The organism is Shewanella sp. MF05913 (assembly GCF_059758095.1).
This window is the reverse complement of sequence record NZ_JCAYNT010000006.1, coordinates 195,249-216,550: the sequence shown is the minus strand read 5'-3', so window position 1 is coordinate 216,550 and position 21,302 is coordinate 195,249. Positions and strand designations below refer to the sequence as shown.

The 21,302-nt window shown below is 44.1% G+C and carries 19 protein-coding genes; 7 read left to right on the top strand and 12 right to left on the bottom strand.

Translation table 11 applies throughout. From position 1 onward, the window contains the following. The 5 genes from AC19MV_RS10415 to hemC all read right to left on the bottom strand — a co-directional run. Window positions 1–4,429: beta strand repeat-containing protein (locus tag AC19MV_RS10415; RefSeq protein WP_498307445.1), on the bottom strand; the 4,429-nt coding region annotated here is incomplete at its 3' end. A 345-nt stretch (window positions 4,430–4,774) separates the two neighbouring features. Then, window positions 4,775–5,944: a heme biosynthesis HemY N-terminal domain-containing protein gene (locus tag AC19MV_RS10410; RefSeq protein ID WP_498307444.1), complete on the bottom strand. Its 1,170-nt coding sequence runs from the start codon at window positions 5,942–5,944 to the stop codon at window positions 4,775–4,777. Beyond that, window positions 5,941–7,182: a uroporphyrinogen-III C-methyltransferase gene (locus AC19MV_RS10405; RefSeq protein WP_498307442.1), complete on the bottom strand. Its 1,242-nt coding sequence runs from the start codon at window positions 7,180–7,182 to the stop codon at window positions 5,941–5,943. Before AC19MV_RS10405 ends, AC19MV_RS10410 begins: the two co-directional genes overlap by 4 nt. A 75-nt stretch (window positions 7,183–7,257) precedes the next feature. Continuing rightward, window positions 7,258–7,986, bottom strand: coding sequence for a uroporphyrinogen-III synthase (locus AC19MV_RS10400; protein WP_498307440.1), 729 nt, complete (start codon window positions 7,984–7,986; stop codon window positions 7,258–7,260). A gap of 25 nt (window positions 7,987–8,011) precedes the next feature. Then, window positions 8,012–8,941 carry a hydroxymethylbilane synthase gene (hemC, locus tag AC19MV_RS10395; protein WP_432404502.1) on the bottom strand — a complete coding sequence of 310 codons (930 nt, stop codon included), beginning with the start codon at window positions 8,939–8,941 and terminating at the stop codon, window positions 8,012–8,014. Window positions 8,942–9,224: 283 nt separating this feature from the next. Here hemC and AC19MV_RS10390 point away from each other — a divergent pair, with 283 nt between their 5' ends. Next, window positions 9,225–11,687 (top strand): class I adenylate cyclase, encoded by a 2,463-nt coding sequence (locus AC19MV_RS10390; RefSeq protein WP_498307438.1) that lies wholly within the window; start codon window positions 9,225–9,227, stop codon window positions 11,685–11,687. Between the two features lie 74 nt (window positions 11,688–11,761). Here the strand turns inward: AC19MV_RS10390 and cyaY are convergent, their stop codons facing one another. Next, window positions 11,762–12,097 carry an iron donor protein CyaY gene (gene cyaY, locus AC19MV_RS10385; protein ID WP_432404508.1) on the bottom strand — a complete coding sequence of 112 codons (336 nt, stop codon included), beginning with the start codon at window positions 12,095–12,097 and terminating at the stop codon, window positions 11,762–11,764. Between the two features lie 79 nt (window positions 12,098–12,176). On the opposite strand from cyaY, the gene lptM reads away from it, so the two are divergent. The 6 genes from lptM to AC19MV_RS10355 all read left to right on the top strand — a co-directional run bounded on the left by lptM (window position 12,177) and on the right by AC19MV_RS10355 (window position 16,885). Next, the gene (lptM, locus tag AC19MV_RS10380) at window positions 12,177–12,359 is read left to right on the top strand and encodes an LPS translocon maturation chaperone LptM (RefSeq protein ID WP_498307436.1); all 183 of its coding nucleotides are present in this window, start codon (window positions 12,177–12,179) and stop codon (window positions 12,357–12,359) included. A 20-nt stretch (window positions 12,360–12,379) separates the two neighbouring features. Then, a complete protein-coding gene (lysA, locus tag AC19MV_RS10375) occupies window positions 12,380–13,624 on the top strand; it encodes a diaminopimelate decarboxylase (RefSeq protein WP_498297815.1) in 1,245 nt (414 codons plus the stop codon). A gap of 41 nt (window positions 13,625–13,665) precedes the next feature. Next, window positions 13,666–14,493 carry a diaminopimelate epimerase gene (gene dapF / locus AC19MV_RS10370; protein WP_432404518.1) on the top strand — a complete coding sequence of 276 codons (828 nt, stop codon included), beginning with the start codon at window positions 13,666–13,668 and terminating at the stop codon, window positions 14,491–14,493. 107 nt (window positions 14,494–14,600) lie between these two features. Continuing rightward, the gene (locus tag AC19MV_RS10365) at window positions 14,601–15,230 is read left to right on the top strand and encodes a DUF484 family protein (protein ID WP_498307449.1); all 630 of its coding nucleotides are present in this window, start codon (window positions 14,601–14,603) and stop codon (window positions 15,228–15,230) included. Between the two features lie 15 nt (window positions 15,231–15,245). Continuing rightward, window positions 15,246–16,145 carry a tyrosine recombinase XerC gene (xerC, locus tag AC19MV_RS10360; protein ID WP_498307434.1) on the top strand — a complete coding sequence of 300 codons (900 nt, stop codon included), beginning with the start codon at window positions 15,246–15,248 and terminating at the stop codon, window positions 16,143–16,145. Further along, window positions 16,145–16,885 (top strand): HAD-IA family hydrolase, encoded by a 741-nt coding sequence (locus AC19MV_RS10355; protein ID WP_498307432.1) that lies wholly within the window; start codon window positions 16,145–16,147, stop codon window positions 16,883–16,885. Before xerC ends, AC19MV_RS10355 begins: the two co-directional genes overlap by 1 nt. A gap of 83 nt (window positions 16,886–16,968) precedes the next feature. Here the strand turns inward: AC19MV_RS10355 and AC19MV_RS10350 are convergent, their stop codons facing one another. The 6 genes from AC19MV_RS10350 to AC19MV_RS10325 form a co-directional block, all read right to left on the bottom strand. After that, a complete protein-coding gene (locus tag AC19MV_RS10350) occupies window positions 16,969–17,502 on the bottom strand; it encodes an AlbA family DNA-binding domain-containing protein (RefSeq protein WP_498307431.1) in 534 nt (177 codons plus the stop codon). 219 nt (window positions 17,503–17,721) lie between these two features. Beyond that, the gene (locus tag AC19MV_RS10345) at window positions 17,722–18,234 is read right to left on the bottom strand and encodes a hemerythrin domain-containing protein (protein ID WP_498307430.1); all 513 of its coding nucleotides are present in this window, start codon (window positions 18,232–18,234) and stop codon (window positions 17,722–17,724) included. 104 nt (window positions 18,235–18,338) lie between these two features. Further along, the gene (locus AC19MV_RS10340) at window positions 18,339–19,427 is read right to left on the bottom strand and encodes a Kelch repeat-containing protein (protein ID WP_498307448.1); all 1,089 of its coding nucleotides are present in this window, start codon (window positions 19,425–19,427) and stop codon (window positions 18,339–18,341) included. Window positions 19,428–19,599: 172 nt separating this feature from the next. Beyond that, window positions 19,600–19,938 (bottom strand): CC0125/CC1285 family lipoprotein, encoded by a 339-nt coding sequence (locus AC19MV_RS10335; protein ID WP_498307428.1) that lies wholly within the window; start codon window positions 19,936–19,938, stop codon window positions 19,600–19,602. A gap of 8 nt (window positions 19,939–19,946) precedes the next feature. Further along, window positions 19,947–20,726, bottom strand: coding sequence for an anti-sigma factor family protein (locus AC19MV_RS10330; protein ID WP_498307426.1), 780 nt, complete (start codon window positions 20,724–20,726; stop codon window positions 19,947–19,949). Further along, the gene (locus tag AC19MV_RS10325) at window positions 20,723–21,211 is read right to left on the bottom strand and encodes an RNA polymerase sigma factor (RefSeq protein WP_498307424.1); all 489 of its coding nucleotides are present in this window, start codon (window positions 21,209–21,211) and stop codon (window positions 20,723–20,725) included. Before AC19MV_RS10325 ends, AC19MV_RS10330 begins: the two co-directional genes overlap by 4 nt. Window positions 21,212–21,302: the final 91 nt, after the last annotated feature.

The following is a 21,302-nucleotide window of genomic DNA, read 5'->3' as shown; positions in this document are numbered from 1 at the left end:
CGGTTGCGCCTGCCGTGACAGGGACTTCAACATCAAAGCCATTATCCAGCATGTCCTGGGTAACAGGGCCGTTAAACAATTCAGTGCCGTTGCCGTCGGTGACAATCAAGGTGTCGCCCACTTGGGTACCCGTCGCTAAGGTCACGGTTGCGGTGACGGTGCCGTCAGTACCAATTTCATCGCTGTTAAAGATACCGTCAGTGCCCATGCCGCTAAATTCTACAGTCGGTGCAGGCGCCATGGTGGCATCAACAGGTTGTGTGTCGGTTGCGGTTGCAGATGGGTTACCGGCGATATCAATCACCTGTGCGGTGACATCAACATCGGTTGCGCCTGCGGTCACAGGGACTTCAACATCAAAGCCATTATCCAGCATGTCTTGAGTGACAGGGCCATTAAACAATTCAGTGCCATTGCCGTCGGTGACAATCAAGGTGTCGCCCACTTGGGTACCGGTCGCTAAGGTGACGGTTGCGGTGACGGTGCCGTCGCTGCCGATCTCATCGCTGTTAAAGATACCGTCAGTGCCCATGCCGCTAAATTCTACAAGCGGTGCAGGAGCCATGGTGGCATCAACAGGTTGTGTGTCGGTTGCGGTTGCAGATGGGTTACCGGCGATATCAATCACCTGTGCGGTGACATCAACATCGGTTGCGCCTGCAGTCACAGGGACTTCAACATCAAAGCCATTATCCAGCATGTCTTGAGTGACAGGGCCATTAAACAATTCAGTGCCATTGCCGTCGGTGACAATCAAGGTGTCGCCCACTTGCGTACCGGTCGCTAAGGTGACGGTTGCGGTGACGGTGCCGTCGCTGCCGATCTCATCGCTGTTAAAGATACCGTCAGTGCCCATGCCGCTAAATTCTACAAGCGGTGCAGGAGCCATGGTGGCATCAACAGGTTGTGTGTCGGTTGCGGTTGCAGATGGGTTACCGGCGATATCAATCACCTGTGCGGTGACATCAACATCGGTTGCGCCTGCGGTCACAGGGACTTCAACATCAAAGCCATTATCCAGCATGTCCTGAGTAACAGGGCCGTTAAACAATTCAGTGCCGTTGCCGTCGGTGACAATCAAGGTGTCGCCCACTTGCGTGCCGGTCGCTAAGGTCACGGTTGCGGTGACGGTGCCATCGCTACCAATTTCGCTGGCGTTATAAATCCCGTCGCTGCCCATGCCGCTGAACTCAACGCTAGGTGCAGGTGCGGCAACATTATCAACAGGTTGTGTGTCGGTTGCGGTTGCAGACGGGTTACCGGCAGCGTCAGTGACTTGAGCCGTGACGTTTACTTCTGTTGCGCCAGCAGTCACAGGCACTTCAACAGCGTAACCATTGGTTAGCATCGCTTGCGTCACGGTGACCGTCGCTAATACGTTTCCACTGCCATCGGTCACGACGAGAGTGTCGCCGATCTGGGTGCCAGTCGCTAACGTGACAGTTGCGGTCACGGTGCCGTCAGCACCAATTTCGCTGGCGTTATAAATCCCGTCGCTGCCCATGCCGCTGAACTCTACAAGCGGTGCTGGTGACGTTATGTCAACAATTCCATCATCAGTATCAGTGGCAGAATTACCAGCAGGATCTGTAACTTCAGCAACGACTGTATAGTCGCCTTCAGCTAGCGGATCTCTTACGTCAACCTCATAGGTTCCATCTGGCTGAACCGTTGTTGTTATCGTTTGTTCGTTACCTTCACTATCCGTAATAATTAACGTAACAGTACTGCCAACAGGTGCGTCAGTCGTACCAGTAATAGTTGGTGTTGTGTCAGTTGTGAGAGCTGGTGCATCAACGGTAATAACTGGTGGCGTGGTATCTAAAATTGCAGAGTCGCTTCCTTCAGGTGATGTATTACCAGTAGAATCAACGATTACAGCAACAACTTCAATTTCTTCACCTTCACCAGGAGCAGGTAAATCGAGATTTACACTCCCTGTATCAATATCTTCTTGTGTTAATACAATTTCAATGCCATTGACAATAAGGGTATCACCGGCTTGAGCACCGGTGTTGTCCAAGCCGATAGTAACGTTTATTTCTGTCGCGCCATTGAGTTCTTCATTACTAATAAAACCATCATCATTAGTATCTGTATTAATAATAACGGTAGGAGCGCCGTCAGCAACTGGCGTGACTTCAATGGTTAACGTAGCAGTAATACCAGTATTGGTGGTGTAAGTGATCACTGGTACGCTGCCGTTCCAGTTTTCATTTGGTGTGAAGGTATAAGAACCGTCAGCGTTTAACACGAGCACACCATTTTCTAGGGTAACTTCGGTGCCAGCATCATAGCTTTGGCCGTTAACTTCGAAGCTCACAACACTTAAATCTGAATCGACATCGCTGTCATTATCTAACACGTTACCGGTGGCAACGGTATCTTCAACAATGGTATTGCTGTCATTAACTAATACTGACGCATCATCAAGCGGCGTGACTTCAATGGTTAATGTCGCGGTAATACCAGTGTTGGTGGTGTAAGTGATCACCGGTACGCTGCCGTTCCAGTTTTCATTTGGTGTGAAGGTGTATGAACCGTCAGCGTTTAACACGATCACGCCATTTTCTAAGGTGACTTCGGTGCCAGCATCATAGCTTTGGCCGTTAACTTCGAAGCTCACAACGCTTAAATCTGAATCGACATCGCTGTCATTATCTAACACGTTACCGGTGGCAACGGTATCTTCAACAATGGTATTGCTGTCATTAACTAATACTGACGCATCATCAAGCGGCGTGACTTCAATGGTTAATGTCGCGGTAATACCGGTATTTGTGGTGTAAGTGATCACCGGTACGCTGCCGTTCCAGTTTTCATTTGGTGTAAAGGTGTATGAACCGTCAGCGTTTAACACGATCACGCCATTTTCTAAGGTAACTTCAGTACCAGCATCATAGCTTTGGCCGTTAACTTCGAAGCTCACAACACTTAAATCTGAATCGACATCGCTGTCGTTATCTAACACGTTACCGGTGGCAACGGTATCTTCAACAATGGTATTGCTGTCATTAACTAATACTGACGCATCATCAAGCGGCGTGACTTCAATGGTTAATGTCGCGGTAATACCGGTATTTGTGGTGTAAGTGATCACCGGTACGCTGCCGTTCCAGTTTTCATTTGGTGTAAAGGTGTATGAACCGTCAGCGTTTAACACGATCACGCCATTTTCTAAGGTAACTTCAGTACCAGCATCATAGCTTTGGCCGTTAACTTCGAAGCTCACAACACTTAAATCTGAATCGACATCGCTGTCGTTATCTAACACGTTACCGGTGGCAACGGTATCTTCAACAATGGTATTGCTGTCATTAACTAATACTGACGCATCATCAAGCGGCGTGACTTCAATGGTTAACGTAGCAGTGATACCAGTATTGGTGGTGTAAGTGATCACTGGTACGCTGCCGTTCCAGTTTTCATTTGGTGTGAAGGTGTATGAACCGTCAGCGTTTAACACGAGCACGCCATTTTCTAGGGTAACTTCGGTGCCAGCATCATAGCTTTGGCCGTTAACTTCGAAGCTCACTACGCTTAAATCTGAATCGACATCGCTGTCGTTATCTAACACGTTACCGGTGGCAACGGTATCTTCAACAATGGTATTGCTGTCATTTACTAACACTGACGCATCATCAAGCGGCGTGACTTCAATGGTTAATGTCGCGGTAATACCTGTGTTGGTGGTGTAAGTGATCACAGGAACAGTGCCGTTCCAGTTTTCATTTGGCGTGAAGGTATAAGAACCATCAGCATTTAACACGAGTACACCATTTTCGAGGGTAACTTCAGTGCCTGCTGGATAGATTTCGCCGTTAACTTCGAAGCTCACTACGCTCAATGCTGAATCAGCATCAGTGTCATTACTTAATACATTACCTGAAGCTATTTGGTCTTCGCCAACCGTGATTGAATCGTTGACTAAAATTGATGGGGAATCGTTTTCGCCTAAACCTTCTTCCTGAATTACAGCTGTTGGGGCAGCCGCTTGTCCAGTTGTATCATAACCATTGTCAGCAAGTGTTTCGCTTCCATCACGTGATACTGCAACATAGCCAAAATCACCCTGGTTGGCAGTTGGGGCGCCAGCAGCGGTTTCAGGTAGTTCTGTTGTTGGATCTTCGCCTGAAGCGATAAGATCTTGTAGCGCTTCAATTTCATCTAAAGCTGTTTGATCTAAAACCTGATCCTCTGCGTTAAGAGCATTGGTAATCGTTTCATCTGTAGGCATATCTTCACTATTGAAAATAGTGCCATCATCAAAAGTAATGACGAAGTTTATGCTTTCGTCACTAGTCACTGTCGCTCCGGTTGGCACTATTTGGCCTAACTGAAGCTCAGTTGTTTGGTTATTGATGGTCATGACTACTTTGCCTTCAGAGGCAGAAAGTATCCCGTTTTGTGATGTTTTAATCGATTCCATTTGAAGCTCCCAACAGCTTTGATATTCAGGTAATTAATACGTAAGTATGCGTGATCTTGGTCAAAGTATTATGAATTTTAAATTAAAAATAATTTAACCGTAATCTAACAATTCTACCATGAATTAGGTATGTGGTCAATTTTTTGACGTCACGGTATGATTGCGTAACTAGTTGATTATTAGTTTATTAAATAGATATTTGTAATGATTAATATTGTAGAGTTTATCAGGGGTTAATGCTTTTACACGGTAAACGTCTTATCGGCACACATGAAATTTTCTGAATAAAAAACCCGCAAGGTAGCGGGTTTGATAACTATCTCGAAGTAAATTCATACTAAAGCATTACATAGAGATTGCTGCTTTACGGTAGCTTTGTGCTGCAGGAGTGTTTTCGCCTAATTGCTCTTGGATTTTTGCTAGTGCTAACCAGGCTTGATGTGACGGTGCAATTCTGCATACGTTTTGCCAATGGATTTTGGCTTGTTTAGCATCACGCTGTTGCATGGCCAGTTTTGCTAAGCACGTTTGATAGTCGGCATCATTCTCATGAGTGCTTTCAAGACGCTCGAGCAACTTACGTATTTCGCTATCATCTGCGCTGACTAAATCTGGCAAGGCGTTAAATAAGAGTGAGGTGGGCTGAGCTTTAAGTTGTTTGCTCAGTAGTTTTAAGGCTTTATCTTGGTGTTTAAATAGATTTAAACCATGAGCATAAGCCACTATCAATTCATCCTGTTTACGCTCAGCTTTACTTAACCAGTGCCAGCATTTTTCCAATTCAGCCTCAGAATCTTGGGCTGCATTGGTTAATAAAATTGCATTGGTTTGTGTCGCTAATCCTAGTTGCTCGCTATCGTTCAGTATTTTACGTTTCGCCACAATAGGGAGCAGTAGTTTAAGTGCTTGCCAGTCTTGTTGTTGTTGATACAAATCCACTGCTAGCCTTAAAACTGGGGCGTTACTTTTGCTGGTTGGGCTGAGCCTATCAACTATAGTTCTGGCTTTAACTAGCTCACCTTGCTTAATAAAATAGCGTGCACGAGAGGTCTCTACCGCCGTTTTGGCAATAGGATTTTTCTCTGCTTGAGTTAAGTAGTGGTCGCGCGCTGTGGTTTTACCTTGATAGTGCGCCGCTCGAGCGGCAGCAAACAAGTTTAATAACGGTATTTCACCTTGCTGGGCACCTTTAGCCATTGCTGTTTCTGCTGCTGGCCAATCTTCTTCTGCGATAGCTAAAGCGCCAATAAGGGTCTGTTTTTTAGCCGTTTTTTGTCGCCATTTAGCGGGTAGGTAACGACTGCTTAAAATAATATTAAGCAGTAATACTAATAACCATTCCACTAATTGCAGTGCAAAATAAAAGAAAATTAACCCCACAACAGCGGCAACTAAACTGGTTTCAATTTGATATTCGCCAATCGCAATATAGACATAACCGCTTTGGCCAATAATGAGTGGGCTTACACATAATCCAATTAAGATAAGCAACACATACACTAAGGTTTTAATCATTGTGCAAGTTCCTCCACTGGCATGATTTCACCGTAGGTAACTAGCTGTTGAAGTAACGGTGATGCCTGGAATTTATTAAGAGTGATTTTCTCAACCTTTACTCTTGCAAGCTTCTCTAATGCTGCAACTGTTTCCTTGGTTTTTGCATCTGTTAAATCAAAATATTGCTGTAACCATTTGTCAGCTAATGCAATAGATTGCTGATAATTAACGTGGTCAAATCGGTATAAAGACAGTTGTGCTTGAAGTAATTTATTACGGATGTTTTCCACTAAATACCACTGTTGTTCAGGGGATAAAAGTGGCTCTAAATCTGTGGTTCGTTTACGGATAGTGACAAAGCCGTCCGTTAAATCATGCCAAGTGCGCGCAAGGTTTTGTTGCCAATCGTCTATTGAATCTGTCATTGGCGGAGTCTCTGAGTTTTCTTGGAAATTCTCATTAACTCGGTTTAACGGCAGTAACGTTAAGCCATTAATCACAGTGTCTAATTCGAAAATAGTATTGGTAATGTCGGTGGTTTTTAATGATTTTACTTTGTTAATGTCATCGGCAAGGGCTTTACGTAAGACCGTTAACGCTGGGTCTTTCATGGCACTAATACGTTCATCTGCAGACTGTAATAGGGCCATAGCGGTTTGCGGATCGTTTTCTAACCACAATTTTCTGCCGGCCATGCGCACTAGGTATTCAGCTTCAGAGGCCATCCAATGATTAGGGCTTCGCTGGGCGATAACTGCTACTCGCTCTTGTAATAATTTATTTGATTGCTGAAGTTCAGCAAGCTTTGCATAAGCTTTAGTGTCATTAAGTTGTTGTTGCTCTAATGTCGAGAAGCGTTTGTTGCTTGTCATCTCAACTTGCTGTACTTCATACTTTAATGATTGATTTTGTTTAGCTTGTTCAGTAATCGTTTGCCCTAACTGAACTTGGCCACTGTCTTGTTTATCGAGTTGCAGATAAATCCAATAACAAGCCGCGATAGCTGCAATGCCAGTAATTAAACTCAATAATACGCCAAGCCTTATCCACCAAGAGCTGGCTTTGGTTTTACGGCGTTGATTGTTCATTTGGGTATCGTTATTCTGAGCGTTTTTAGTTTTTTTGTTAGTTGACGATGGATTGGGGGTATTGTCTTTTTTGGCCACAGCCGGCTTTTCAACAGGGCTTGGTGTTGGAGAAATGACTTTCTCGTCCTGGTTTGCTGGCGAATTTGGATCTTTTTTATTGTTTTCCATGAACAGTCCTTGAAAGCAAAAATACAACCAATAAAAGCAATATTAATTAATGCATGTCGATGCTACATAACAATATCATAACAAATTTAAGCCCAAGCTCGTAAGTGTTGCTTGAGTATTTGCTCCATTTGCATTGGTAATATGGCTTAATCCCATTGCTTTTGCTTGCATTTCGACACGATTACTAGGGACTATGATATGACATGCGCGTAGCCATGCAAATGATTCTTTTGGTACAAGGTCGACTAAGTTGGATAATATTTCACCGCTAGTGACCACAATGGTATCAATACCAAATGATTTCCATTGCTGGCAAATGTCATGTCCATTAAGCGCGGGTGTGATGCGTTGATACACTTGCCAGTAGTCAACTTGGGCACCGCGTGCGGTTAGTTGCTCGGCCAATTCCTCTCGGCCACCGACGCCACGTACAATAACGAAGGTTTGATTTTCGACATTTTGCAGTTGCGGTAAAGACAATAACCCTTCGCTGTTTTGGCTTGTATCGGGTGAGGTATAGGCATGAATGTTAAACTGCGCAAGGCTGTCTGCGGTCGCTTGGCCTACAGCAAAGTAATGGCAGTGTTGTGGAAATTGTTGTTGTAGTTTTTGTGCGGCAAAATCGACTGCATTGGTACTAATAAACAGTAAGTTGTCGGTATGTTTTAAGCTTGAGGAGTCGAGTTGCTCAGTGGTTTCGGCAACCGCTAAAAGGGGAGTAACAAAGTAAGCAACACCGCTAAGCGAGAGTTGCTCCTCCATTGCTTGATTGCGCCCGAGCGGGCGCGTTAGCAAGACTTTCATCGTCTGTTATCTTGATGAGCAAAAATTAGCTGGCATAAACAGCATCTAAAATGGTTTTAGCGCCGCGACTTAATAAGTCATCTGCCAAAGCTTGGCCCAAACTGACCGCATCAGTTTTAAGACCCGACACTGTGCCAGTAATAATTTGGCTGCCATCAGGGTTACCCACTAATCCGCGTAGGGTTAACTTGTCACCTTCAATTTCAGCAAAAGCGCCAATAGGTACCTGGCATCCGCCTTCTAAGCGGGTGTTCATCGCGCGCTCGGCAAGCACTCGGTAGCGAGTTTCTAAGTGTTCAAGTGGGGCTAATAGCGCCTTAACACGTGCGTCATCAGTACGACATTCAATACCGACTGCACCTTGGCCATTTGCTGGTAATGATTCTTCAGCAGAAATAAAGCTCGCAATACGGTCATTAAGTTTTAAACGAATAAGCCCAGCAGCAGCAAGAATAATGGCATCATAATCGCCACTGTCGAGTTTGGCTAAGCGCGTACCTACATTGCCACGCAAGTCTTTAATGACTAAATCTGGGCGTGCAGCACGAATTTGGCATTGACGGCGTAAACTTGATGTTCCGACTACAGCACCTTGTGGCAATTCGCTGATTGTTTTGTAGCTATTTGAAACAAATGCATCGCGAGGGTCTTCACGTTCACAAATCACTTGTAAACCCAAACCATCTGGGAAGTCTACCGGCACGTCTTTCATCGAATGCACCGCAATATCGGCACGGTTTTCTAGCATAGCGACTTCAAGTTCTTTAACAAACAAGCCTTTGCCACCCACTTTAGCCAATGGCGTATCTAAAATAACATCGCCTTTTGTGCTCATAGGTAGCAGCTCAACCCGCAAACCAGGGTGAATACGTTCTAGCTCAGCTTGCACAAATTCTGCTTGCCACATAGCCAGTGGACTTTTACGTGTTGCAATACGAATTACATTTTCAGACATAGTAGTAGATCCAAGTCAGATAGCCTTAGTTAAGCTAATGCTATCATTGCCCACGCTTTGATGTAACAAATCGATGCTAATTGTTTGAAGTCTGTAGCGCTTATTTACCTTGTTTACATGCATTTAGTGCGAGACAAATTGACACTTAACGTTACAACGATCACAGTTTTGGTAAAATTGTGATGTTCAATCTACTGTAGTTAGTGATAAATTCGAATTATCAAAATTAAAATTGTTAACTCGCAATGTATACATTTAACGTACAGTTATAAGGAAGTAAGCTTTGACTATCGTCACAGCATGTCATCAACAGGAATTAGCACAGCAATTAAATCGTATTCGAGTGGCTCGAGTGCTCAGTGTGCTGCCTCAAATGCAACAAGCATTATTTCATCTCATTCCATTGATGTTGCAAGTTAATCATCCTGATTTGCCTGGCATACTTAACCCTAAAACACCTTGCGGTATCGATTTTTTCTCATTACCAAATCACACTATTGAAGCTTGTCATGCAATGTCATTGGACGTTCCTGCTGTTATTGAGGCGCACTCAACGGCTTTTGAAGGTGTTTACGCCATGGGCAGTACGGCTAGTTTTGGCCAAAACCCCAAGAGTGATATTGATGTGTGGCTGGTGCATAAAAGTCATCTTACACATGCTCAACTCGCTCTGCTTAATGATAAAAATAAATTGCTGACAGACTGGTTTGCTGGTTTTGATTTTGAGGTCAACTTTTACCTTGTTCATCCGATGCAATTTCGTGACTCTAGTGCATTTGAAAGTAGCCAATCATTAGGTTTGGAACACAGTGGCACCAGCCAGCATTGGTTATTGCTAGAAGAGTTTTATCGCTCACATATTTGTTTAGCAGGTAAAACCGTTGCGTGGTGGCCAAGTGCCACCCAACAAATAACCGAGCAATATCCGCATTTACTTTATTTAGGTGATATTAACTCTCTCCCTGCAGCAGAATATTTTGGTGCATCATTATGGCAGTTATATAAAGGCTTAAATAAACCACACAAAGCATTATTAAAGGTTTTGTTATTAGAAACCTACGCGTCGGAATATCCCAACACCACGCTTATTACTCAGCAACTTTGGCAGCTGTGCGAGCAGCAAAACTTTAGCTGCGATAACGATGCTTACTTATTGCTCTATTATCGCATTGAACGTTATTTACTGACTCAAGAGGACGACAATCGTTTAGAGATTGTTAGGCGGTGTTTTTACCTTAAATCTGGGGTCATGCTGTCACAGCAACCCATCTCAGAAGAGCGTGATTGGCGCATTAATAAAATGCGTCATTTAGTCAGCCAGTGGGGCTGGAGTCCAGGCCTTATTGCCACGTTAGATAGCAGCCCTTATTGGCATTCAGGGCAATTAAAATGGTTTAACCAGCAATTAAGCGAATTATTATTAACGAGTTATAAAAACCTGTTGCAGTTTGCCTCTAAGCAGGCCTTAAGCGACCGTATGCGGGTTGAAGAACTGGGTTTACTTGCGCGTAAGTTGCACTCATCGTTTAGTGATGATGACCATATTTTACAGCCACTTAATCGGTTATGGAGCTTATCGACTGCAGAGAAGGTGTTGGTGGTACGTTATTGTGATGCCGCTTCGCGTTTTTACTTATATCGTCAAGCTCAAACCCAAAGTTTAGAGTCGTTAACTGATGCTCGAGCGTCTTTTGTTGGTACCAATGCTAACCAAGTGATCCATGAAGCTGACAATGTTTGTAGCCTTGTAGCTTGGTCTGTTTTGAACGGGCTTGCCACGCTAGATACCCAATGGGCTCAAGTCGGCAGAGGTTCTCACCGTGCTAATAAATTGGCGTATTTGAGTCATAAATTAATCCCGATGTTAAATAATGTGCCTATGGTGTCTAAGCGGCATTTATGTGAGCCATGGTTTTATCAAAAAATTATATTTGTGGTGAATGTTGATGATGACCCAACCGTAAAATGGCAGGGACAAGAATTGATGTTCGATTACATCGACTTGAATGTCTTGTCATTTGGGCGTGATAAAATCAACATGCTGTCTTCTGTTGCTGTGGTGTGTTTAAACAGCTGGGGAGAGTGGCAATGCCACCGTTTTAATGGCGATACTGCATTATTGGAAGCTATCTCGTTTGTGATTTTAGGCCTAAAACGCTCAGATGATAAAGTCGATTTGTCTGTAATAAGTTGCTCTGCAAAACTAAAGCAGCCAATATTTAACCAGCTTAAAGTCTTGTTGTTACGTTGCTATGGCTTGATGAAAAAGGTGAGCCAAACAAGCACGTTAATGCACCAAATCACCATTGGTGAACACAGATATGGGATGTACTTTAATTCATTGGGCATGATGTATCGTAAAATTGATACTGCAGTAAAAAAAGATCTGGTTGAAAACTTGGTCTTGGCAAGGCCTGAGCTCATCGATGACCCATACGCCAGCGTACCTTCGATTATTCAACAGTTTGTTGCCACAGGTGCTAAGCAATATTTTTTGCGTGAACGTAATGACATACTCGATGTGTTTATCGTTGATGAGAATAACCAACTAACACAACTGCAATATCCGCATACAAGCATGAAAGAGTTTGTCGGTAAAGAAAGTCACTTATATGTGTTTAACGAGAAAAAACAGCGTTTACCGGTATTTAATATGCCACAGTTTTTTAAACTGACTCGCATAGAAGGTGAGTTGCAGGTATTACCGTTTGGATTGTCTGATGACGAAATGGGCTCAGCTTTTTAGGTGTGATTAACGTTGCTGATGCTGATGAAAAATATATGGGCTCAGTGTAAGTGCTAAGCCCATTTATTGGATTTTTAAGACTTAATATCTAACTCAATACCACTTTGCTTTTTGATGGCATCAATCACAAAGGGCATAAACTCTAGGCCGTTACGAGTGTCTAACCATTTACCATCAGTGTAATTGAAGTGGAAACCGCCAAACTTTGTCGCAATCCAAATCTCATGAAGCGGCTCTTGTTTGTTGATCACTATCTGTGAGCCATCTTCAAATGCCAGTTGTAACACGTTACCGCTCGCATCAATATCGACATCGGCATCTTGGTCGTCAATTGCTCGTTCGACTGCGTTGTCAATCTCGCCAAACATTTCATCTGCTAATCGATGAAACTCAGTATCTGTCATAGTCATGCATTTCTGTCCTTTGCTTTCTGCGTTATGAATGCGATTATAAGACCATTATTCACTAGATGCACAGATGTTGAGAAAAATGAGACTGCTTTTATTTATTATGCTTGCTAGCCTATTCGTAACCGCATGTGGTCAAAAAGGGGTTTTATACAAAACACCGGAGCCTGTGGCCAACAAAGTTGCTTCGCAATCCGTAAGCACCAATGTGCTTGATAAAGCAGGAACGACTGAACAACAACCCTCAATCTCACAACAAGAATAGCTTTTATAAGGACCTGCATTTTGGATTACTTTTCATATCAAAATGATGCTTTATTCGCCGAAGAATGCGATGTAGCACAGCTAGCAAAGAAACATGGCACCCCGTTATATATTTATTCTCGCGCCACGTTAGAGCGCCATTGGCATGCATTTAACAATGCAGTAGCCGATCATCCTCATCTTATTTGCTACGCAGTAAAGGCTAATTCAAATTTAGCAGTATTAAATGTGCTGGCTCGTTTAGGCAGTGGTTTTGATATTGTGTCTGGTGGTGAGCTGTCTCGCGTATTGCAAGCTGGCGGCGATCCTAAAAAAGTGGTGTTTTCTGGTGTGGGTAAAACCGTTGCCGAAATGGAGCAAGCGCTGCAATTGGGCATTTATTGTTTTAACGTTGAGTCTAGCGCGGAGCTTGAACAGCTTAATGCCGTCGCTGAGCGTTTAGGTAAAGTCGCGCCAGTGTCGCTGCGGATTAACCCAGACGTTGATGCTGGCACGCATCCTTACATTTCAACAGGTCTTAAAGAAAACAAATTCGGTATCGCGATGGAAGAAGCCGAAACCGTGTTTGCCCGTGCAGCGTCACTCGCGCACTTGCAGGTAAAAGGGGTCGATTGCCATATTGGTTCTCAGCTAACCGAAATTAAGCCGTTTTTAGATGCTATGGACCGCATGCTGGCGTTAATCGATCGTTTAGCGAGTCAAGGTATTGTAATTGAACACTTCGACGTTGGTGGCGGCTTAGGTGTTACTTATAACAGCGAAACGCCTCCACATCCAGACGCTTATGCTGCGGCTTTGCTTGAACGTTTAGACGGTCGTTCGTTGAAGTTAATTTTTGAGCCTGGACGTGCCATTGCTGCTAACGCAGGTATTTTTGTTACTCAAGTGCTGTATTTGAAAGAAAACAGCGACAAACGTTTTGCAATTGTTGATGGCGCCATGAACGATCTTATTCGCCCATCACTTTACAGTGCTTGGCAAAATATTATTCCTGTACAACAAACAGATGCAGACAAGTTTGCTTATGATATTGTAGGGCCAGTATGTGAAACCGGTGATTTTTTAGGTAAAGACAGGCAGTTAGCGGTAAAAGCGGGTGATTTATTAGCCGTCCGTTCAAGTGGGGCTTATGGCTTTGCGATGTCATCTAATTATAATTCACGCCCACGAGTGGCCGAAATTATGGTTGATGGCGCTAAAGATGTGGTGGTACGTCAACGTGAAACCTTAGAGCAACTTTGGCAAGGCGAACACCTACTTCCGTAAATTCACTTGTTGTCGGTATAACGTTTTATAAGGAAACTTTCGTGATCCATTTCACCAAAATGCATGGGCTAGGTAACGATTTTATGGTCGTTGATGGCGTAACACAGAACGTGTTTTTTTCGCCTGAGCAAATTCGACGTCTTGCCGATCGTAATTTTGGGATTGGTTTTGATCAATTGTTATTGGTTGAGCCGCCTTATGATCCGGATCTCGATTTTCATTATCGTATTTTTAATGCCGACGGCAGCGAAGTTGAGCAGTGTGGTAACGGTGCCCGCTGCTTTGCTCGGTTTGTGCGAAACAAAGGCTTGACCCAAAAAAATAAAATTCGCGTGAGCACCAGTTCGGGCAAAATTACCTTACGTATTGAGCGAGATGGCCATATCACCGTCAATATGGGCGTGCCCGTCACTGAGCCAAGCCAAATACCCTTTAAAGCCAAAAGAAGTGAAAAAACCTATTTGTTGCAAACGCCAATGCAAACGTACTTATGTGGTGCAATTTCAATGGGTAATCCTCATTGTGTCATTGAAGTGGAAGATGTCGACGCGGTCAATGTTGACGAAATTGGTCGCAGCTTGACCCGCCATGAACGTTTTCCAAAAGGCGTCAATGTGGGCTTTATGCAAATAGTAACGCCTAGCCATATTAAATTACGCGTGTATGAGCGTGGTGCAGCAGAAACGTTAGCCTGCGGAACCGGTGCCTGTGCAGCGGCAGCGATAGGGCAATTACAAGATAAACTCGATAAGCAAGTTAGGGTAGACCTACCGGGCGGCAGTTTAGTGATAAATTGGGAAGGCGAGGGCAAACCATTATGGATGACTGGCCCCGCTGAACACGTATACGATGGGCATATTCAACTATGAGTGACATTACCTCAGAAGCAGTAACTAAAGATGACATCCATGTCGACAGCGTGAGCAGTGCCAACGCGAAAGACATTAATACTCTCGGCCATGATTTAGGTGCAGAAATGCTCAGTAACATACAGGAACTTCCTTTTGATGAAGTGCTAATCCGCGAGTATTTATTAGATAATCCTGACTTTTTTAATCGCTATCCTGAACTGCTTATCGCGATGCGTGTGCCGCATGCAGAGCGCGGCGCGGTGTCGTTGGTTGAGCGCCGTCAAGAATTACTGCGACAACGCGTGAGCGAGCTAGAAGAAGAAATTACGTCGTTGATGAAAATTGCCACTCATAATGAAAAAATATTCAATTTTAATAATGAGTTATCCTTTAAGTTGCTGGCAAGTAAAGACTTAGGCGAGCTGCGACAAGCTTTGTCTGAAGGCTTAAAAGGTGAGTTTGGTTTTAGTCATGTCAGGTTGATTACGGTGCATGATATTGATAGCGAATTAGCCAATATTTGGCGTCATCGTTTGCAAAGTGGTTATTATTTTGGCCGCTTAACTCATTCTGAATCATCGCGCTTATTTGGCCGTGAAGTTGGCTCTGTGGCCTTAACTAAGTTGTCTGATAACAACGGCCAGGTGATTTTTGCCATTGCCAGCAAAGACCCGACTCATTTCCATCCAGACATGGACTCATTGTTATTTAGCCAGCTACGCCATCTGTTAGACCATATATTACCGCAATTATAATTGAGGACTCGCGCCATGAAGCAAACCGACTGGCAGGCGGTATTTAGCCAATATTTGACTTCTGAGCGGCAGTTATCGGCATACACAGTGCGTAATTATTTATTTGAATTACGCCGTGTCACCACTCAATTGGGCGAAGATGCCGCCTTGATTAGCGTAACTCGAGAGCAGCTGCAATCTGTTATCGCAGGCTTACATCGTAAAGGGTTAAGTCCGCGCTCTTTGTCTTTGTGTTTGTCTGCGCTTAAACAGTTTTTCGACTTTTTACTCCACGAAGGTGCGGTAAAGGTTAATCCTGCCCATACGCTTAGCGCTCCTAAGCAAAACAAACCCTTGCCCAAAAATATGGATGTCGATGCGGTGAGTCATTTGTTGTCAATTGATGGCACCGACCCTTTGAGCCTGCGCGACAAAGCCATGATGGAGTTGTTTTACTCAAGCGGTTTACGTTTAGCGGAGCTCGCGAGCCTAGATTGTGCAGACATTAAGTTTGATCAAAGTGAAGTTAAAGTGACGGGTAAAGGCAGCAAGCAGCGCGTTGTGCCCATTGGCCAAGTTGCGCTATTAGCGATACAAACGTGGCTTGGATGCCGTGATCAATTACCTCTTGCAGAGGCTGGTGATGCTTTGTTTGTGAGCAGCCAAGGGAAACGTTTATCGCATCGAAGCATTCAAGCGCGTATGGCTAAATGGGGCCAAGAGCAGGCTATGTCAGTAAAAGTTCATCCGCATAAGTTGCGTCATTCGTTTGCAACCCATATGCTTGAATCAAGTCAAGATTTACGCGCAGTACAAGAGTTGTTGGGTCACGCAAACTTGTCGACCACACAAATTTATACCAGTTTAGACTTTCAACACCTTGCTAAAGTGTATGACGGCGCGCATCCAAGAGCGAAAAAAGATAGGGGAAAATAATGACATATCAACAACCAGCCGCTTCTATTACCCAGTATCAACGCCTACACCCTTTTAAAGCCATTAGTTTCGATTTAGATGACACCCTTTATAATAATCTTCCTTATGTTGTCCATGCGAGTGAACAATTATTTGAACTGATCAATCGCCGCTATCCGGCGACAACGGCGTGGAACAGCAGCCAGTGGCAACAGCTTAAGCACCATTTATTTACCTTGAAACCCGAACTTGCGCACGACACCAGTGCCGCGCGTTATGCCATGTTGCATCAGGGTTTATTGCATTTTGGTTACTCTGAAATAGACGCCAGTCAGGGTGCACAAGTGGGCATGGATTGTTTTCATCATCATCGCAGTGACTTTACTATCGCGCCTGAGGTGTTGGCCGTGTTGCAAACACTCGGGCAACACTATCCGTTAATTGGGATCACCAATGGCAATGTAGATGCCAAGCGCATTGGCTTACATGATGTGATGCAATTTGTACTGCACCCAGGCAACGGCATTAAAATGAAACCGCACAGTGATATGTTTACGTTAGCTTGCAAGCAGCTTGCGATTACACCAGCACAATTGCTGCATATAGGCGATCATCCATCGTCGGATGTTGCAGGGGCTAAAATGGCGGGGTGTCAGAGTGTTTGGCTTAACCCATGTATGCAACAACGACACAAAAAAGCGCAAACGGTGTTACCGCATGTTGAAATTAATCAATTAGATTTACTGCTTCAGTTACTCTAATTTACTGCTTGAATGACTTTAGTTTGCTGATTAAACAACCTTAATTTACGCTTGTTAGAGCGTTAATCGGCGGGGCAAGTGAGTCACTTGTCGAGGCTGGTTTTGTTGTTTGGCGGGCGCTGGCTTAAGGTTATTTCTGCTTTGAGACTCATTTGTTCAACTTGCTCACGGCTGGCATGCATATCGGCATCGCCTACGCGGAAATACGTGCCGCAGTAGGGATCGGTGCCAACATAAATGGGTCTGAGTTTTACATCAACACTCGGCACGTGAATTCGGATGAGTTTTTTTGCCAAGATTTCAATTATTTGCACATCGGTTGGCGCTAAAATGTTGTGACTGATTTTTTTAGGGTCATTTAGAATGGTCCAAATTTCACTCAACATTGGCATAGGATTCACTATCCCTTCGATAGTAAATTGCCCTTGTTGTTCTTTCACGCCTAAAATGATCTCCCCGCCCAACGTGTTAGCAAAAGCACTGTAGCTTTCCCACATGCCTTCGGGCAGTTTACCGTTGCCATCACGGCCGCCGGCTAATTTAAATTCTACCTGCGCAGACTCTTGTAAGTTGGCAATATCGTCTAAGGCAAATGTTGGGTAATGGTGAGGCGACATAATGACTCCCTTGTTGCGATACTACGTGTTAATAATATTACTTTAAGAAGTTTCGTTAAAAAAAGGAAGTAAATCCGCAAGGGAGAGCACGGAGTTACTTCTTAAAATATACCGTTGGGGCTCGGTATAAAGCGGATAAAAAATACGATGAGCAGATTTGTTAAGCCACACTAGGCCACAACAGTGACCTCATTGTCTACTTTGATTAATGGCACAAGATTATATAGCCAGTGCTTTTGGGAAAAGCAGCGTATTCTCAACATCAATATGATTTTGTAAATCGGCATCAAACTCTGCCAATGTGCGATAACAGGTTTGCCACGTATTACATGCACCGGCAGGTGGCGTGTAATTATTCGTTAGACTTCTGATGGTATGTAATATCTGGTCGGCATTATCGTGCTCATGCAGCATCATATTAATGGGATTGCTAATGTGACCAAAACAGCCATGAGCAGGTTCGCCTAAGCTGAGTGATTTTATGGCTGGAAATAAAATGCGTTCTTCTTTCATTAAGTGTGGCATTAATTCGGCAATAAGTGCGTTAACAGCTTGTGCCAATGGCTTGATTTCGCTGTGATCATTCCCATGTGCTCTAACCATTTTTTCAGTATATTCGGCTAATAGTGGCGCCGTGTCGCGGATGTACTGATGGTGAGTCGCTTCAATATAATCAATTAAATCGATTAGCGATAACTGCTGTAATGCGGGTGACGCGTGTTCAGTTAACATCGTTTTTCCAAAGGTGCACATAAATTACATGTATATTATGTGCATCTTTAGAAATGCTCAAATGTTAAAGTCAAAGTTGCTAGCTAACTCACATAAGCACGTTATTAATCGACAGCGCAGGTTTCATTGGCATTGAGTGTAGTAGTTAATACGTGGTTACTCACATTTTGCTTTGCAAGCATACCGCCAACCCGCAGCAAAGTATTTTGCCAACAGAGTAACCCGCGATGATCCATACTCGGTTGCGATAAGGCTTGTGGCGTTAGCCATTGCTTACTGACGAGGTCAAAACGATATTGTTGACCACTTGGTTCACTCGGCTGACCGTTATAACCAATACCTGAATAATTGTACGGGTTATCACTGCCCCCTAAAAAGACTATTTGACCGCCTTTTGGCGTCATAATACCAGTTGCTGCCATTCGGTAATGTGCTGTTGGCGCATGTGATTGGGTTTCGGTTTGCTTCGCAACTGATGAGTAGTGCGGCAATAATTGCCAATCAATGCGTAAGTAATTTGCAGAGCTGATCTCCCCAAATAAACACACTGGTGATGCCTGGTAGCTACGACGTGCATTGATATTAGGCTGCACTTTGACCCCATCACACAGCACTAACTGATTACCGACTATGCCTACCGCTTGGCCAAACACCGCAGGTGCAGGGATTGGACTGGCTTGTGCCCACGTGTTGGTTTGGGTGTCATACACTTGGACTAAATTGACGTTACCGTCGTTGTGCCAGCCGCCAAACAGATAAATATAGCGTTGCTGGTATGTGGCAGCAGTGGTGTCATCTACAGCCACAGGCATGTCAGCAATACGTTGATAGCTGTTGGTACTGATCGAGTATTGATAGTTGTCTTCAGTGCTTATTTCATCATGATTTTCTGCAACAGTATAACCGCCAAATACATATGCATGCTCTTTTATGCCCACTGCAATAGCCGCTAAGCGACCAGAAAGCGGCGCCACATGCGGTACCGCTTTTATCGATTGCCATTGAGGATTGGTATTATCGATGGCTAATGCCCAGGCGAGATTATGTACATCTTGATAATCTTTATCTTTTCCTAGACCCATAAAGCTCAGTAAATACGTTTGTTTATTAGCATGCACCATGGCGACTGCGTTATTACTCACCGCCTGTGGTAAAGGTGCCAGTTGAGCGGCAGATATTGATGGCGTTACCATCGCCCCAGCTATTAAGCCTGCCATTATACTGGCCAAGCTTGAGCGCTTACAGATTGATTGAAATCGAGAAGAGGTAAGCTTGATTAAGCGTTGCATGGGTTAAATCCTTTATTGATGGAGAGTAACGGGTGTATTGATTAACGTCTGTTACTCTATGCGCTACGTATTCAATTTACGGCTTAATGCCTTTGCCCATACGTATTTCGATACTTTGTCTGTAAGGTGGTTTTTTATTGTCGGCATCATTCTGTTCAACAACAATATACCAATCAAAACCCCGTTGTTCAGTTAACTTCGACGCCTGAATGAAGGCATAAGTATTTAAGTTGGCTTTATTTTGACTGAGAATACTCAGCATATAATAATTGTCAGTAATTTTTCGCTCAAGATACTGATACCCATCTGCTTGGTTGTATTGCTGCGTGGTTGTGTTATTGGCACAACCATTGAGTAACGAGGTCGCGGCTAGCGTAATTAATAACCCAACGGTTAACTTGATGGTATTCAGCATTGTTACTCTCACTTGGCCAGTTGTTGCAGTGCTTGTTGCTCTTGAATCAGCGTGAGTGGCGCATCGGCAATAAGTTTATCTAGCACTTCATCAAGTGCCGAACCACCGCTTGCGGTTTGATATTGGGCCTGATGATCAGGATTGACTTTATATTCTACACTGGCGATTTGTTGCCATTGCCCCTGTTGCTCACAGGCTATGGTACTGCTTTGCTGGGCATGATCTTTCACAGCATATTGGCGGCACAATTGACCTTGTAGGTTGTAAAAACTGAGCTGAATGGTCATCACGCTGTCGTCATCGAGCATGGTTTCAATACCACTTGGCAGGTGGTTAAGTGGCTCGCTAATGTCGTCAGGTAATAATGAGTTATTTTGAGCGGCAAGGTCAGTTTGGCTTGGCGAGTCGATTTGATAGACGCCATACCCTGCAATAAGCGCTATTACGGCAACGGCTGCGGCATATTGTTGAACGTGTTGTTGCGCTTTACGCCACCAAGGAAACTCGAGTACGTTGTCTGTCACTTGATTGTCTGCCACAGAGTTGTCTATCACAGGATGGGTAGCATTAGGCTCTGCAGCGGCGAGTAATGCTTGAGTCGCAGCCGGAATAGGCTGTTGGTCAATGGCCTGATAATGCTCTTGCACCATAGCATCAACCATTGCCAGTTCGGCAAGTCGCTCTGCAATATCTTCATTATCGACAAGTGCCATTCTAACCTGTTCCATTTCATGCTCAGGTAATTCGGCATCTAAAAAAGCTGATAAGGTTTCATCGCTTAGGTTCATGCCATGCTCCCGTTGGGTTGTTTAAAAAAGCTCACCATATTGGCCCTTGCTCTGGCGAGTCGGCTCATAATGGTACCGGTTGGAATGGCTAAAATATCTGCCGCTTCGCTGTAACTCATGCCTTGTACCGCAATTAACGATAGCACTTCACGTTGTTCATCCGATAAGCTGTTCATGGCCTGATTAACTTCACCCAGGGTAATGTCGTTAATGATATCGGCTTCGCCGTCGCTGTAGTTTTCAGCTTGTAATTCTGGCTTGGTAGTGGCCAATGTGCGTACTTTTTGGGATCGATAGTCATCAATCCATTGATTGCGGCATATTTTAAAGGCCCATTTTACCAGTGGTACATCTTCTGGCGGTGGCGACTTTAGGATCCGCAGTAGCGTGTTTTGTACTAAGTCGTCAGCATCGGGAATCGAGCCCGTTAACGAGTAGGCAAAGCGTCTTAATGCTGGCAGCAATGTGGTTAATTCTGTCTTCATGTTTTAAGTTAGCCTTAACGTGGTACTTATAGGGATAACGAGTCAATAGATTATTTATTCCAGTGGAGAGGGAATTTTTTATTGTTGTCAG

Coding starts and splice junctions, on each gene's coding strand:
- AC19MV_RS10400 (WP_498307440.1), bottom strand. CDS start 7,986: ATGAAAGTCTTGCTAACGCGCCCGCTCGGGCGCAATCAAGCAATGGAG.
- AC19MV_RS10350 (WP_498307431.1), bottom strand. CDS start 17,502: ATGTCGCCTCACCATTACCCAACATTTGCCTTAGACGATATTGCCAAC.
- xerC (WP_498307434.1), top strand. CDS start 15,246: ATGAAGCAAACCGACTGGCAGGCGGTATTTAGCCAATATTTGACTTCT.
- AC19MV_RS10335 (WP_498307428.1), bottom strand. CDS start 19,938: ATGCTGAATACCATCAAGTTAACCGTTGGGTTATTAATTACGCTAGCC.
- AC19MV_RS10410 (WP_498307444.1), bottom strand. CDS start 5,944: ATGATTAAAACCTTAGTGTATGTGTTGCTTATCTTAATTGGATTATGT.
- AC19MV_RS10405 (WP_498307442.1), bottom strand. CDS start 7,182: ATGGAAAACAATAAAAAAGATCCAAATTCGCCAGCAAACCAGGACGAG.
- AC19MV_RS10325 (WP_498307424.1), bottom strand. CDS start 21,211: ATGAAGACAGAATTAACCACATTGCTGCCAGCATTAAGACGCTTTGCC.
- AC19MV_RS10365 (WP_498307449.1), top strand. CDS start 14,601: ATGCTCAGTAACATACAGGAACTTCCTTTTGATGAAGTGCTAATCCGC.
- cyaY (WP_432404508.1), bottom strand. CDS start 12,097: ATGACTATGACAGATACTGAGTTTCATCGATTAGCAGATGAAATGTTT.
- hemC (WP_432404502.1), bottom strand. CDS start 8,941: ATGTCTGAAAATGTAATTCGTATTGCAACACGTAAAAGTCCACTGGCT.
- AC19MV_RS10345 (WP_498307430.1), bottom strand. CDS start 18,234: ATGTTAACTGAACACGCGTCACCCGCATTACAGCAGTTATCGCTAATC.
- AC19MV_RS10340 (WP_498307448.1), bottom strand. CDS start 19,427: ATGGTAACGCCATCAATATCTGCCGCTCAACTGGCACCTTTACCACAG.
- lptM (WP_498307436.1), top strand. CDS start 12,177: ATGAGACTGCTTTTATTTATTATGCTTGCTAGCCTATTCGTAACCGCA.
- AC19MV_RS10355 (WP_498307432.1), top strand. CDS start 16,145: ATGACATATCAACAACCAGCCGCTTCTATTACCCAGTATCAACGCCTA.
- AC19MV_RS10330 (WP_498307426.1), bottom strand. CDS start 20,726: ATGAACCTAAGCGATGAAACCTTATCAGCTTTTTTAGATGCCGAATTA.